The following is a 14,298-nucleotide window of genomic DNA, read 5'->3' as shown; positions in this document are numbered from 1 at the left end:
ATAAATCCTCAGCATTTAAGAAATTGGTTTGCTAACTGTTGCTATTGTACCTCATAACAGCGGAAAACGCTGTAATATCGCCATCTCCTCGCACTTCCCGACAGTCAACATACTGCGGATCTCCTGCTGGTAAAGGATAGAATGGGTCAAAAGCATTGTAGAGGTTTGTTAGTAATTTTTCTGACTCTTGAGTCATAATTTGATATTATTTTTATAGTTTTAAATTATTTTTTCAGCACTTACGCACTACGACCAAAGAAACCGGATTTTTTACCGAATCTGCGCGTTACAACGAAGTATTTTTGTAAAAAACCCGGTTTCTGATCTCCGATGCGTAAGTCCTAAGAATGCTGCTGCACCCTATTTTTAAGCTTGATATTTTTTCAGAAGAGCAACTTTTTCGGGGAAGATTTCGATCGCCATTTTCTCATCATAACGAGTCGCGAGCGATCGCCTCACTTCGCCCAAAAACAGCGGCTGCGACAGTCCAGGCTCTGGATGTACAACTGTACGAACTCGGATAGTCATGTAGTCTCTGCCCCGCCCAGAGCGCCCTGGAGAGTACAAATCCGCAGCCGCTTGCTGCATCGTTGCTTCTAATTCCGATTCCGTGATCGTAGGTGGCACAGTAACTACTGTTTGAGCGCCGCCAGTATCGTAAACTAAAGAATAGCGCACCGCACCAGGAATTTCTGTACGGGAAAACAGTCCCAAACCCAGACCGAATATACTCGCAGCAATTACTCCCATAAAGCTTGTCACTCCTACCAATCGGAAGCGAAAACCCCATTTGAAGATAAATGCTATAACTGTTAAAATAGCCAAAGCTACTGTCAGAATTGCCGCCCATTGGGCGTACATTAAAAGGTTAGAATTTACGCTCATTTGATGATTTGTTGACTGTTGACTGTTGACTGTTGACTGTTGATATTAGTTACCGCTACCCGATGCCCAATGCCCAATGATTAATTAAGCGTTTCGGCCCATAAGCAGATAAGTCATCATATCGCCTTTGCCCTTCACTGGAATCACGCCGCGCTCCTCAAAAACGTACTTATCCCGCAGGCGTTCGTAGGTAGCAACTGTCACTTGAATGCTGCCGGGGACGCCTTGAGATTCCATCCGGGAAGCTGTATTTACCGTATCTCCCCACAAATCGTAAGTAAATTTTTTAGTACCGATTACCCCAGCTTCTACCGGGCCTGTGTGGATGCCGATGCGAATGCTGAGCGGCTGACCTCCCTTGGTACGTATCTTAGTCATTGCTGCTTGAATTTCCAGCGCCATTTCGGCGATCGACTCGGCGTGGTCGTCGCTGGGCGTGGGCAAACCGCCAACCACCATATAAGCATCGCCGATCGTCTTAATTTTCTCAAGTCCGTAGCGCTCGGCCAACTCGTCAAAAGCCGAAAAAATCTCGTTGAGCAACTCCACCAATTGGGCCGGCGATAAATGAGACGAAAGCTTAGTAAAACCGACCAAATCGGCAAACATCACTGTTACCTCGGCGAAACTGTCTGCGATCGTAATTTCCCCGTGTTTCAGGCGCTGCGCGATCGCCCTCGGTAAAATATTTAACAGCAAACGCTCGGACTTTTCCTTTTCTTGGGCCAACTCATGTAAATACGCCTGTTCCTTATCCCGCAGGCGCTTCTTTTCCAGACAAGCGCTAATCCGAGCCTTGAGCAATACCGGATTGAACGGTTTAGAAAGATAATCCTCCGCCCCCAACTCAATACACCTGACGATACTGTCGATATCGTCCACCGCCGAAATCATAATCACCGGGATGTAGCGCAACTTCTCGTCCGCCTTCAGATTTTCCAGCACCTGATAGCCGTTCATTTGCGGCATCATAATGTCTAGAAGAACCAAATCAAAAGGCTCTGTTCGCAACATTTCCAGAGCTTGGAGACCATCTTCAGCAACACTCACCGCGTGACCTTGACGCTGAAGTCGGCGGGCGAGCAAATCGCGGTTTACCTCATTGTCGTCAACAACCAGCACGCTGCCCTCGTCACCTTTCATGTCATAGCCTCTTTCAGAAGCGTTTCAATTTTACTCAAAAGTCGCGGAAACTCGACCGGTTTGGTGTCGTAGTCGTTGCAGCCGGCGGCCAGACACTTTTCACGATCGCCCGCCATTGCATGAGCCGTCAGCGCAATCACCGGAATCGCGCTCGTTTCAGGAGCAGCCTTAATTTGCTGGGTTGCTTGCCACCCGTCGAGGACTGGCAGACTCATATCCATCAGAATCAAATCCGGTACTTTCGCCAGGGCCATCGACACCCCTTCAGCACCGTCAACAGCAATAAAGACCTCGTGTCCCTTGCGGGCTAGACGCCTGGAAAGCATATCCCTGTTCATTTCGTTATCTTCGACCAACAGGATTTTAGCCATTGGTGTTCTCCTTGCCTTTCGAGTCGTACCTGCGATCGAACCTGTCATTGACTATAGAGCGAACATCGCGCAACAAACTATCGCAACTGTAGACTCCCTTTTGTAGCACCCGCTCGACGTAGCCGTTTAGCTGCTGGCTTTCGGCCGGTGTCAAGTTTTTCCCCGTGATCACAACAATCGGTATAGGATCTCCTGAATGGGATTTGCGAATTTCCCCGATCAACTCAAAACCATCAATTTCTGGCAACATCAAATCCAGTAATATCAGGTGCGGGCGAGCAACTTTTAGCCGATCGAGAGCAGCGCGTCCGCTGTCAGCTTCCGTTACTGCCCAGCCTTGTGTTTCTAGTACGCATCGCAGTATTTCGCGCGTAGCAACGTCGTCTTCCACAATTAGAATCTGACAGGTCAAATTGTTACTTGCAACGCCGTCTTGGTCGCGTCGGTACTTGTTCAACAAGGCAGCCAGCCGTTTGCCGTCCACTGGTTTGGTGAGGTAGTCCGAGGCACCCAATGCAAAGCCGAGGCTTTTGTTGCCCACAAAGGATAGCAGGATTACGGGAATTTCGGCAAGGTCAGGGTCTGCCTTCAGCGCTGAGAGTACCGCCCAGCCGTCCATTCCGGGCATGATCACATCCAGGGTGATGGCGTCTGGCCGTAGTTGCTTAGCGAGCCGGAGAGCTTGCTCGCCACCGCCGGCGACTTCTACGTGCAGTCCTTGGCGACTGAGGGCGCGCTCGATTAAATCCCGCGAGATCGGGTCGTCGTCAACTACCAGCACCGTGCCGACAGCGGGGGCATCGGGAGGGCTAATGCTGTCGTGGACTTTGTTGGGGATTTCCGGATGTGTGATGGCTTTGGGCAAGAGCACGGTGAAAGTGGTGCCGGAGCCCAAGGTGCTGCTGACCTCAATGCTGCCGCCCATCATTTGACAGAAGCGCTGGCTGATTGCTAGTCCCAAACCGGTGCCACCGTACTCGCGGGTAGTCGAGGCATCACCTTGGGTGAAAGGTTGGAAAACTCGCTGCAATTGCTCTTGTGTCATGCCGATGCCGGTGTCGGCGACGCGGAAACTTAAAAATTCGGAGTTGGAAATTAAAATTTCGGAAGATTCCTCTTGATTTTTCATTTTTAATTGTTCATTTTTAATTCTTTCCACTCCGATCGCAATTTTCCCGTTTTGTGTGAACTTGGCAGCGTTGCTGAGCAAATTAAGCAGCACTTGCCGCACTTTTGTCATGTCCGCGTGCATGGTGTCGAGGTTGTCTGGACAGTACACTTCTAGGGTATTACCGTTTTTCTCGACCAGCGGCCTGGCCGTGGCAACAGCACTTTCAATTAAGGTATGAATGTCGAATGTTTCTAAGTAGAGATCCATTCGGCCTGCTTCAATTTTAGAAATATCTAGGATGTCGTCAATCAGGGACAGCAGGTGTTTGCCGGCGCTGCAGATTTTTTCGAGGTCGGGGACGGATTCGCAACTGCCCAATTCTTCGGCTTCTTCTTTAAGCATTTCGCTGTAGCCGATGATGGCATTGAGGGGTGTGCGAAGTTCGTGGCTCATGTTGGCGAGAAATGTGCTTTTTGCCCGGTTGGCTGATTCTGCTGCTTCTAGGGCCAACTGCATGGCGGATTCTGCCTGTTTGCGATCGGTGATGTCTTGGACTGTGCCTTCGTAGTACAAAACGCTGCCGTTTTCGTCGCAAATGCTGCGCGCGTTTTCGGAAATCCAGATTGTGCTACCGTCTCGGCGGTATATTTGGGATTCAAATTTTGACAATTGGCCGCGCGCGCCCAATTGGGTCATAAACTCGGCGCGCCGATTGGGATTAACGTAAAATTGACGGTTGATATCGGTGAGTTCGGCGAGCATTTGGGTACAGGATTCGTAGCCGTAAATTCGGGCTAGTGCGCGATTGCCGCTGAGGTAGTGCCCGGTCGGCGTTGTCTGGAATATGCCTTCGACTGCGTTTTCAAAGATGCTGCGGTATTTTGTTTCGGATTGTCTCAAAGCTGCTTCTGCTCGCTTACGCTCTAGGACATTGGCGAGCATTTCTCCTACCATTTTTAGCTGTGTGGATATTTCCGTTGCTCGACTTGCTGTTTGCTTTAAGCCATCGAAATCGAATCCGAGAAATCCTACTAGGTTTTTACTACAAATTAGGGGAATAATTATCAGCGATTGGATATTTTTTCGCTGTTTTTGTAATTCTAAATTTTTGAGGGAAGCGCCAATCGAAAGTATTGAGGCGGTTGCTGTTTGATTGACTGTTTGGGATGGGGAGTCTGTGTCGAATTGGGCTGGATTTTGACCGATAAAATAGGCAATTTCGGCTTGGGCCGGGGGCGGGAGTTCGCCGATTTCTGGAATATAGAGGCATTCGGCGCGATCGAGTTTTTCTGCGATCCAAGGGATTTGTGCGATGTCTATTTGTTTGTAGGTGCTGTTTTTAAGTGCCGGAATGCTTTCGCCGCACCACTCGTAGGTTTTGTCAACGCGGGTTTTGTCTTCTGATAACAGGTAGATGTAACTGCGGTCAAACCCGCTCAAGGTGGCGATCGCTTCTAGGGTTTGATCGATGCATTTGTCTATTTCTGATAAGGGCTGGCTGATGAAATGGGTTGACAAACGGGCAATCAACTGAGCGAATTCTATTCGATACTGCAAAGATTGTTCTAGTTTTTTGAGTTCGGTAACGTCTCGAAAGCTCCAGACTCTACCGACTGTTTTCGCTCCGACTTTTGATGGCAACGAATTTAATTCAATAATTTTTCCGTCTTTAAATTCTAGTAAGTCGCTGATTTGAGTATCTGGATCTGCCGACACTTTGATCACGTTTTGGAGAAATATTTCCGGGTCTTTTAATTGTTCCCTGGCGAAGGGGAATCCTGTTTTGAGCGTGTTTTTGAGTGTGCCGAAGGTCGATCGGCTCAACGTTCCTTGGCTGGCGGACAAACCCCACATCTCTAGAAATTTCTGATTATAATTACATATATTGCCGTTTTTGTCAACCGCCAGAATTCCTGCATCTGTAGATTTTAGAACTGCTTGCAGTATGGAGAGCGATTGCTTGTGTTCTCTAATCTCAAAAATGTCAAAAAACACCAAGACTGATATTTCGCTGCTCTCAACTGCGGGATGGAAAAAATAGGAAACTGGTAAAATCTTGCCATCGCGACACAAAAACTCGTCCTCCCAATTGCTGGAAGGTTGACTGGAAGCGATCGCCTCTTGTAAATCTAGTGTAGATGCGATCGTCGCCTCTTCACTCTTGCTGGGCGACTGTTTCGGAGCCGTCAAAACTTGGGATTTATTGCCTTTATTTTGCTTCCCGATGCGCTCTAACAGAGAAACGCCTGCAAGTTCCGATTCTCGCCACCCCAGCAACCGTTCGGCCTCTGCATTCACGGAGATTACACAGCCCTTCGCGTCAAGGATACACAATCCCGCCCCCAAACTGTTGACAATCGCCCGCAGTCGATCGAATTCTGAAGCTGTTGGAGAGTCTTGAGGGGACTGGGGCGAGTCAGTTAAATCCTTTAACGCCACCGTCTCCAAGTTAAAACAATCTTCCTGATGAAGTTCTTCCTGACTCTGAACTCCGTCATAGCTACAACTTACCTGCTCTAATAAAAGCTGCCACTGCTCAGCAGTGGGAGGGGGAGACTCGCCGACTAAACCGAGCTGTTCGAGTTGGCGCTGGAGGTGGGGGTGCATATTTTCTGGCGCTTTGTAAGCAACTTTCTACAGTATATCTTTTTAATTAATAGTATATATACGTAGGTATACCGTTTGGGGACAAGTACGGGATCGAAGTCTATCACAGGTTTTATTGAGAAGCCGAGAGATCATGTCTCCTCTCCAAAATCTTTCAAACTGCGCCAATTATAAATTCTCCGAACTTTTAAGGTTAGTCAACTAACTAATCCTCTGAATGTCGGCAGCACGATCAAAAATAATAATATCATCTTATCAAGTCAATACTCAGGAAAGTTTTGGCAACGATACTACAAGCTTTACAGGGCAAGGCTCATAAAAAAGTCGAATTAAATTCAAGACCAGGGTGGAGATGACATTGATTGAATTATCCACAGTCAATCAATGTCAAGCGAGAATCAGTCCTTGGGCTATAGAAAAACTGTTCGGAATATTAATCAAGTGAACTTAGCCTCAAAAACTAGGTTGCCGCTAAAAAAAGATCGCGTCCGCGGCTACTGGACAGGAAAATTTATTATTCCCATGCCAGCGGAAACGATTTCAGCACTGTTCCTATTTACTCATAAATTAATTAGGGTGATTTAACCCGCCCTAATCTTCTACCTCTATAGCAATTCTCAATTATTGGGAAATTTATTATTACCTCAGAAGGATACGGGTAGGATTGGGGTGGGGGATTATTCTTACTAATAACCTAAAATTACTATATATAAAAATTTCTAAAAAACTAAATTTATATGTGAGGAATTATGTGCGAAATTTCCCGCTCTGCTAGCGAAATAATCAGCCAATTGCAGAGGTAAACAAAAGTTACAGGCATCGAAAATAGCTGTAAAAAAAATATTAGTCGTCAGACTTTTCGGTTGAGATCGAAAGGTCTGTGAAAATAGCTGGCAGCCGAATGGTAAAAGTAGAACCTTTATCCAACTCGCTTAATGCATTAATGTCTCCGCCCATCATTTCGCAGAATTTCTTAGTAATCGTCAGCCCCAAGCCAGTGCCGCCGTACTTTTTAGTAGTTGAAGAATCGGCTTGCGTGAAAGGCTCAAAGATTCTGGCTAACTGTTCGGGACTCATGCCAATGCCGGTATCTTTGACCGTAAAAATGATCCAATCTTGAGCGGGAGATAAGAGAGACAAGCTATTTTCAGCTTGACCACCTCCTCTATACGCTCCAAGTTTTTTGCCTTTCTTTGCAGCGTCGGCGGGGGTTTCGACGGATCGGGTAACGGCGAAGGTAATCGCGCCGGAGCAAGTAAATTTCGCGGCATTGCTGAGGATGTTGAGCAGAGACTGCCGGAGTTTAGTCAAGTCGGTCTGCATCGAGCCAATATCATCGGGGCATTGTATTTCTAGGATATTGCTATTTTTGTCTGCCATCGGCGCGATCGTGGTTACTACTTGCTCAACCAGAGTTGAAATGGTGAATGTTTCGATGTGCAAGTCGGTGCGCCCTGCTTCTATTTTGGTCAAGTCGAGAATATCTTTAATCAGCGCGAGTAGGTGCTGACCGGCCGTGTTAATTCTCTGGAGGTCGTCGATGAACTCTTCGGCACCGAGGTCTCGGGCGTCTTCTTGGAGGATCTCGCTGTAGCCGATGATGGCGTTGAGGGGGGTTCTGAGTTCGTGACTCATGTTGGCGAGAAAAATGCTTTTCGAGCGATTTGCAGCTTCGGCGGCTACTGCGGCCCGACGGAATTCTTCGGAACGCAAGCGTTCGGTTATGTCGGTGGTCATGATTAAAACGCACTGAGTGCTGCCGAGGTGGATGAGTTCCACTGACAGCAGCCAGTCGCGCACTTCGCCGGCTTTGGTGCGAATTTTGATTTCTTGGTTGCTGATCGAATTTTGTGATTGCAAAATCTGGGCGAGCCGCCCCCCGTCTTCTGAATTGACGAATATTCCTAAGTCGTTGGCGGTGCGGCCGATAAATTCATGCCGCAACCAGCCTAATGAGCGCAAAAAGCTTTCGTTGGCATCGAGGAAGCATCCGTCTGTGAGGGTGCAGATGCTGATTCCGACTGGGGAGGCGTGAAAAGCCTTGGAAAATCTTTCTTCTGAAGAACGCAGGGCGGCTTCGGCTTGCTTTCTGTCTGTGATGTCTTGGACGGTGCTGGTGATGTAGAGGGAGGTGACGGCGGCTTGTTCGTAGACTGTGCGCTTACTGCCGTCGGGGAGTATGAGCCTGTAGTCGATGCTGTAAGGCTGTTGCTGAAATAAAGCGGCTTCGATCGAGGTTTTGACTAATTCTCTGTCTTCAGGGTGCACGTATTCCAAGAAGGCTTCCAGGCTGGGTTCAAAAGTTCCCGGTTCCTGTCCCAAGATGCGGTAAATTTCCTCTGACCACCGCAATTGCTGGGCGTTGCGGTCTAAGTCCCAGTTGCCTAGCTGGGCGATGCGTTGGGCGTTAGCGAGGCTGGCTTCGCTGGCGCGCAGGGAGGCTTCTGCTTGGTGGCGTTCAGCGACGGTGGCAGCTAAGACTAAGCCGGTGACGGCGATAACGGCGATGAAGGCTTGCAGGGATAACAGTGCTTGGGGGATACTGCTGGCGTGTTTGAGGAAGGGGCCGCTGCCTCGGGCGATACCCCAGATTGCGAAACCGCAGAGGATAAGGTTGGAGAGGGCCGTGTAGCGTTGACCGAATCGAAAGGCAGCCCAAACTACGAGCGGAAATGGTAAGTATTCGAGGGGATAGCGGGCGTAGGCGGCGCGGGTGCGGGAGCAGAAGACGAGCCAGCCTAGTGCTAGTAGCAGCAGCAGCCAAATCGCTCGTTCAGCTATCTGTTTACGATGGGTGGGGACTTTGGGCAATTGTTGCCACGTCAGTAGCAGCGGGGCAACGAGCACAATTCCCATAGCGTCTCCCACCCACCAAGTTCCCCAAATCGTGCCAAAATTGCTCCAGCTAGATAAACCGGTCAGGCATACGACGATGCTGCCAATGGTGGAGTTGATCAGGGTAGATCCCAAGGCTGCTAGTCCGACTATTCCTAAAACGTCTTTGAGCCGATCGAGCCTGGCGCTAAAGTTAATACCCTGGAGTAGATAAGTTCCCGTCCACGCTTGCAGGGTTCTGGCGCCTGCCGAGATCAATGCCGTGCTGATGTTTGCCGACGGTACGCTCATGCTGAACAGGAAGCCTCCGATAGTGATTCCCGGCCACAGTTGTCGCCCAAACAGCAGCAGGGCGACTTGGGCAATTCCTGCGGCTGGCCACATCGGGTAAATTTCTGAACTGAGGGTGAGGGTGGAAATGGCGAATTGCGACGCCCAATAGTAGACCAGGGCTATCGCGCCTACTGCGAGGAAGTACCGCCAGGAATGTCCTTTGATTGCATTAAGGAACTTTGTCTGCATGGTCGTTTGGGGAAAAGGTGGACGGTTGTTGGGATCTTAGTAGGTGGCACGGGACAGGCACGGGGTAGAGAAAATGTTTCTATTAGGTGATGGTAGGTCATGGGTGGTAGGTAGTGGGAGAAGCTTTTGAGCTAACTTTTTGTGGTGCCATTGAGGGAGCGGTTTTTTTGTTCCCTCAAATCTGCCCATGAATTTCGGGAGTATCGCTTTTTTGTAAATATATCTCTAATGGCTAAGCAATTGGTTTGTAAATTTTTGGTTTTTGTTAAAAATTTATTACCGAGCGAGAGCTGGTGTCTTTTTGTGTCTGGGGAGCCTAACTCTATTCACCGTAACATCTTGCATCATGATCGATAATACCTACCATACCTAAAATACAAATAAGAGCGACGTAAAATCTCTGTTTTTACGTCAGTTTGGCGCCAGCAACACGGTTTCTGATTAGAAGTGCAGGCGGTAGTGATTTTCACTAGATTTTTAACCAATCAATCTAGGCTTTCAGTCTTTCGCTCGAATACAGTGAAAGCGGATAATTTACAGACAATAAAAAATATTTTTATTGTCTATTTCTCTTTGGCTGTTGCAATATCTAAGGTTAGTGTCAAACGCTCTTGAGATTCTTTAAGAGCGTCTTGGGGGTTGCGGCCCAGAAGGGTTGCCTCTATGGCGCGACCAAGGTTTTCTGACAGGCGGGAGTAACCTGATATAATGGGTCGCGCTCTGGCTGAGTTCATTTGTTCTAAAAATACTCGCAAAACAGAGTTTTTTTCCACAAAGCTTTGATAAGCTTGGCTCTGTCTCGATTTTAAGTTAATGGGCAAATAACCTGTTCCCAATGCCCATGCTGTTTGGAATTCTTCACCTATAACGTATTCTAAGAATACTAGGGCTGCTCGCTCTCGTTCTGGCGAGGTTTTCATTAAAAATAGGTTTTCACCCCCTACGACGGCTGCGGGGCGTTTGAGAATCGGTAAAGGCATTGCTGCGTAGTCGATCGCGCTTTGCTGCAACTGTGCTAGCGTCCATGGCCCGGTGATTTGCATGGCGACTTTGCCGGCGATGAAGTTGTCGAGTTCGTAACCGCGTTCGGGTGCTGACAATATTGCTGAACCTTCTGTTAACAAGTCGGTCCACAATTCTAAGGCGGCGTGAGAACCGGGATTATCTATTTGGGGTACAGGACTTTGAGGTATTTCGCCTTTGAGTTCGCCGCCTGCGCTGAACATAAAAGGCAGCCAGGTAAATACTGTCCATTCTCCCTTGCCTAGGGGGAGCACTATGCCGTGTTGGTCTGGGCGGCCGTCTCCGTTGGTGTCTCGGGTGAGCGATCGGGCTACTTGCTTTAATTGCGTCCAATTCTGAGGTACTTCTTTGATTCCTGCTGCTGCAAATAAGCTGGGACGGTAAAATATGGCGACGTTGTTTGTCCCTAGAGGAACTGACCAAGTGTGTCCGCCGAGTTCCATTGACTCGAACAGTGCCGGGTAGATTTCCGCTTTCCGGGGCGATTTATTGAGCCAGTTTTCTAAGGGTTGAATTGCGTTGAGTTCTGCGAGTTTTCCTGAAATTGTGGCAGCATTCCAAAGCAAATCCGGCGGTGCATTTCCAACTATTGCTGTTAGTATTTTGGGCAGTTGTTGGTCTGGCTGACCTATATAAACTGGTTTAACCTGGATGTTGGGATGGGTTTTGTTGAATTGGTCTGTGAGGGTTTGAAATACGTCGCGATTTGGTGGAGGATTGATGCCGTGCCAGAGCGTGAGTTCGATCGGTTCGCCGTTTCTTGAGGTTGGGGTAGTGCTATTTTGACAGCCGCTTAATATTAGCAAATTTACGATCAGTAAAATGACGAAAGCTAGTTTTAGTTTCATATTAATTGTTTTGGATAATTTGGATAAAATCATTTTTTAGCTGGATTAATGAAAGAATTTTTTTTTAACCGGAGATGAACGCGGATGCACGCGGATAGTTAGAAGTTGGTAAAATGAGCTAAATCTCGAAAATCTGCTGGTAGCTGATTTCTCTCTCCATCCGAGGTGTTTTGAAACAAAACGGTGAAAGCTCCTGCTCCTAGTTTATCTTGCGGCCACATCCGATAGCAAGGAATTTCTGTCAGGTGCGATAGATATTTTTCTAAATGAGGAACAGTGACTGGCCCAAATTCGGGGAATTTGCTTAACAGCCATTCGCTGACTTGTTCGTTTTCTGCGGTTGAAGAAGTGCAGTTCATGTATGCAAGATAACCTGGTCGCGCTAAAATTTTAGCAGAATTGGCTAAAAAAAAAAATTTGCATTGCTGTTGATGGTGACATGATGAAAGCATCCGGGTGCTTTGTCTCCTTTTGCTAAGAGTGACTGACCAGTATAAGGAGCATCTACTCTTACTAAAATAGCAGTTGGTGGTATCTTCTCGGTAAGTATTTTTGAATCGAGGTTAGTGGCGACTGGCGTTGCTGAATTGAGGTATAATTAGGAAGCTTGCTGCTGGCGGTTCAGGTCGAATAGCGTTCAAATCCGAGTATCTAAATGATTACTTGAATATGGAATGGAAACGTCCGAGAATTTGAAATAGTGAATTAGTAAAAAAATTAAATGTTTGAGTATTTCTTCTGATGCTAGAATAACAAAAAGTTTTTCTCTTCAATCGAGCCAAAGAATGTCTGAGTCTTGTATTTTCACCTTCCACTATGGTCATATAAGTTTTACAAATAATTGGGTTACCATCTGGAATAAACATGGGATAAACTTTCCCACCGTCCGTTACATAAAAATAGCATCTCCATTGCTCAACTAGCTCCCATAAAGGTTTAAATGTTTGGGCATCATGGTCTCCTAAAACCCATCCTCAAATAGCTGGTTTGAAGTGGTTTACTGCTGTGGACAACCACATTTTGTTTTTTTTGAGCCAATAAATATTTCTAATTCATCTAGTTCTCTTACCTCTGGAATTATCTCTGGGTCGTAAGCCGTTGGCAGTAATGCTCCCACCTGCTTAACCCAATTAATAATTGTTGTATGATGCACACCTTTGACTCTCTCTATGGCTCGAAATTCCATACCATTGACATACATTTTGAGGCATTCCTGTTTGATTTCAGGAGCATAACTTTGATGGGTTTGATAGCAGTCTAGGAATTGCCGACCACCATCGACACAAATATAGTTCTGTTTGCCTTTTTTATTGACGTGAGTTGACTTACATTCAATACATTCCATAGATTTTAACTTGCGGTTAGTTACTTTGATTCATTTCTCTCTCTCTCTTGATCATACCTTGACTCAGCAACGCCTGATGCCGATACCACAGCAGAGAAGCGAAGTTTTTATTGTGCCTTAAACTAAGCTTATGAAGTCAAGTGCGGGAAGAAGTATATTACTTATAAAAACCACAATGTGTTCTACACAAAAAATATATATACTCTATGCCACCTTAGTTTTATAGATATTAGAATTCCCTTAAAAATTATCATATAACTAATCTGATGATCCGTGAGTACCAATAAATTAAAGTTTCTTTAGCTAGGCATTTAGGAAATGTTATTAATGATGTTTGTGCTGTTCTCAGTATTGTCTGCGACCGTGAAATCTTACCAATCTATTATGATTATTCAATCTGGCCTCAAAATCAATATATTTCAGGTCAGATAATTCCTATTTGGGAGAAACGCATAATACCACAAATTAGCCAATATTTGCCTACTCAAGGTATTCATTTTCTAGGTAATGTCACTTCATTGCTAGAATGTTGTCCTTTAAGTAAGCAACTTAGCAGGGGAATAGGACATTTAAAAATAACTGTTTACGAATCTACTGTCGAATTAAAATTTATGGCAGCATATTCTGCAATCGAATACTTTTATTCCTACTGGTTGTGGGAAATAGACGGACGTTCAAAGCTAATAGATGGATGTTCACAAGAAAATCAACTTCTATCTGACCATAAAAAGCTTGGTAAGCTTCTTGACAAGCTTCAACCTTCCAGTGATAGCAGGACACCAGCCCTTCCAACAGGCATCCGATTCTTCGTGAATGACTTAAGTATTGACTGGAAAAAATACATGGAAACTGAAGGTATTCCTTTGTTGATCAAAGTTAGAAATGACCTTTTGCACGGAAGCTTTATCTCAGATAATACAGTAATTTTCAAGCTGAATAGATAGCTAAAAAGTTGGAACAAAAAAGTTTATTTGCAATTGTGAAGATAATTCATCAAGCAGATGATTCTCACTTGTATGAGATTTTTCCTGTCCGTCCACTAGAAAAAAAAACTTATAAGCTTTCAGATATCTGGCTTGAAATTAAAAACATTTTAGATGGGTTACATAGTGAAAAAAATTTAAAAGCGCAACTACAGATTCCAGCTATATCAGTGCATTTACTCTCCAAAATTCAAGTATAATGCAGTGACGATATTGTTAAGCTTATTGAGGCTATATTATCAGTATTAAAAACATAGAAATCATCTGCACAGTGGCAGTTCAATCGGAGAGATATTGTAAGAAAAATTAAGTTTACGCAAATCCGTCGGAAAATATGCCAAGAATGATTGCATTAACTATTTCTAGGGTGGGGATGTATGGCAGTATCGCATCAACCAATTTGGACCCTATCACCAGAAGATGTATATCAATCCTTTGAAATCAGCGACAAGGGGTTATCTGATGAGCAAGCTTTCGATCGACTCGTAAAATTTGGCACGAATGAGTTGCCCGAACCGGCACATCGCCCTCTGTGGCTGAGATTTACTGATCAGTTAAGGCACTTTATGGCCCTGCTGCTATGGGTGGCAGGGATTTTGGCATTCATTTCGGGAACCCCTCAATT

The 14,298-nt window shown here is 46.1% G+C and carries 11 protein-coding genes and 1 pseudogene; 3 read left to right on the top strand and 9 right to left on the bottom strand.

Annotation, left to right across the window (positions count from 1 at the left end):
- Nucleotides 1-31: 31 nt before the first annotated feature.
- The 9 genes and pseudogenes from QUA38_RS20955 to QUA38_RS20915 form a co-directional block, all read right to left on the bottom strand.
- Nucleotides 32-196 (bottom strand): hypothetical protein, encoded by a 165-nt coding sequence (locus QUA38_RS20955; RefSeq protein WP_333165133.1) that lies wholly within the window; start codon nucleotides 194-196, stop codon nucleotides 32-34.
- 170 nt (nucleotides 197-366) lie between these two features.
- The gene (locus tag QUA38_RS20950) at nucleotides 367-885 is read right to left on the bottom strand and encodes a Ycf51 family protein (RefSeq protein ID WP_333165131.1); all 519 of its coding nucleotides are present in this window, start codon (nucleotides 883-885) and stop codon (nucleotides 367-369) included.
- Between the two features lie 84 nt (nucleotides 886-969).
- Nucleotides 970-2,028 (bottom strand): adenylate/guanylate cyclase domain-containing protein, encoded by a 1,059-nt coding sequence (locus QUA38_RS20945; protein WP_333165129.1) that lies wholly within the window; start codon nucleotides 2,026-2,028, stop codon nucleotides 970-972.
- Nucleotides 2,025-2,399, bottom strand: coding sequence for a response regulator (locus QUA38_RS20940; RefSeq protein ID WP_333151004.1), 375 nt, complete (start codon nucleotides 2,397-2,399; stop codon nucleotides 2,025-2,027). The genes QUA38_RS20945 and QUA38_RS20940 overlap by 4 nt, the downstream gene beginning before the upstream one ends.
- Nucleotides 2,392-6,117: a response regulator gene (locus QUA38_RS20935; protein WP_333165127.1), complete on the bottom strand. Its 3,726-nt coding sequence runs from the start codon at nucleotides 6,115-6,117 to the stop codon at nucleotides 2,392-2,394. Before QUA38_RS20935 ends, QUA38_RS20940 begins: the two co-directional genes overlap by 8 nt.
- Nucleotides 6,118-6,960: 843 nt before the next feature.
- Complete coding sequence (locus QUA38_RS20930) at nucleotides 6,961-9,474, bottom strand: MASE1 domain-containing protein (RefSeq protein WP_333165125.1); 2,514 nt, start codon at nucleotides 9,472-9,474, stop codon at nucleotides 6,961-6,963.
- A gap of 563 nt (nucleotides 9,475-10,037) precedes the next feature.
- The gene (locus QUA38_RS20925) at nucleotides 10,038-11,378 is read right to left on the bottom strand and encodes an ABC transporter substrate-binding protein (RefSeq protein WP_333165123.1); all 1,341 of its coding nucleotides are present in this window, start codon (nucleotides 11,376-11,378) and stop codon (nucleotides 10,038-10,040) included.
- A gap of 65 nt (nucleotides 11,379-11,443) precedes the next feature.
- The gene (locus QUA38_RS20920) at nucleotides 11,444-11,704 is read right to left on the bottom strand and encodes a hypothetical protein (protein ID WP_333165121.1); all 261 of its coding nucleotides are present in this window, start codon (nucleotides 11,702-11,704) and stop codon (nucleotides 11,444-11,446) included.
- 278 nt (nucleotides 11,705-11,982) lie between these two features.
- Nucleotides 11,983-12,690, bottom strand: a pseudogene (locus tag QUA38_RS20915) (IS1 family transposase).
- Between the two features lie 611 nt (nucleotides 12,691-13,301).
- Between QUA38_RS20915 and QUA38_RS20910 the strand changes: the two are divergent.
- The 3 genes from QUA38_RS20910 to QUA38_RS20900 form a co-directional block, all read left to right on the top strand.
- Nucleotides 13,302-13,634 (top strand): hypothetical protein, encoded by a 333-nt coding sequence (locus tag QUA38_RS20910; protein WP_333165119.1) that lies wholly within the window; start codon nucleotides 13,302-13,304, stop codon nucleotides 13,632-13,634.
- A gap of 8 nt (nucleotides 13,635-13,642) precedes the next feature.
- Complete coding sequence (locus QUA38_RS20905) at nucleotides 13,643-13,873, top strand: hypothetical protein (protein WP_333165117.1); 231 nt, start codon at nucleotides 13,643-13,645, stop codon at nucleotides 13,871-13,873.
- Nucleotides 13,874-14,050: 177 nt separating this feature from the next.
- The coding region (locus QUA38_RS20900) for a cation-transporting P-type ATPase (RefSeq protein ID WP_333165115.1) at nucleotides 14,051-14,298 on the top strand (248 nt) is incomplete at its 3' end.

Source organism: Microcoleus sp. Pol12B4, from assembly GCF_036701385.1.
Lineage (GTDB): Bacteria > Cyanobacteriota > Cyanobacteriia > Cyanobacteriales > Microcoleaceae > Microcoleus.
The sequence above is the reverse complement of the archived record's forward strand: the minus strand, read 5'-3'. Positions and strand labels throughout refer to the sequence as shown.

What these genes read in the sequence shown, in the direction of transcription:
- QUA38_RS20910 (WP_333165119.1), top strand. Translation starts at nt 13,302, where the DNA reads ATGGCAGCATATTCTGCAATCGAATACTTTTATTCCTACTGGTTGTGG.
- QUA38_RS20935 (WP_333165127.1), bottom strand. Translation starts at nt 6,117, where the DNA reads ATGCACCCCCACCTCCAGCGCCAACTCGAACAGCTCGGTTTAGTCGGC.
- QUA38_RS20940 (WP_333151004.1), bottom strand. Translation starts at nt 2,399, where the DNA reads ATGGCTAAAATCCTGTTGGTCGAAGATAACGAAATGAACAGGGATATG.
- QUA38_RS20930 (WP_333165125.1), bottom strand. Translation starts at nt 9,474, where the DNA reads ATGCAGACAAAGTTCCTTAATGCAATCAAAGGACATTCCTGGCGGTAC.
- QUA38_RS20925 (WP_333165123.1), bottom strand. Translation starts at nt 11,378, where the DNA reads ATGATTTTATCCAAATTATCCAAAACAATTAATATGAAACTAAAACTA.
- QUA38_RS20945 (WP_333165129.1), bottom strand. Translation starts at nt 2,028, where the DNA reads ATGAAAGGTGACGAGGGCAGCGTGCTGGTTGTTGACGACAATGAGGTA.
- QUA38_RS20920 (WP_333165121.1), bottom strand. Translation starts at nt 11,704, where the DNA reads ATGAACTGCACTTCTTCAACCGCAGAAAACGAACAAGTCAGCGAATGG.
- QUA38_RS20950 (WP_333165131.1), bottom strand. Translation starts at nt 885, where the DNA reads ATGAGCGTAAATTCTAACCTTTTAATGTACGCCCAATGGGCGGCAATT.
- QUA38_RS20955 (WP_333165133.1), bottom strand. Translation starts at nt 196, where the DNA reads ATGACTCAAGAGTCAGAAAAATTACTAACAAACCTCTACAATGCTTTT.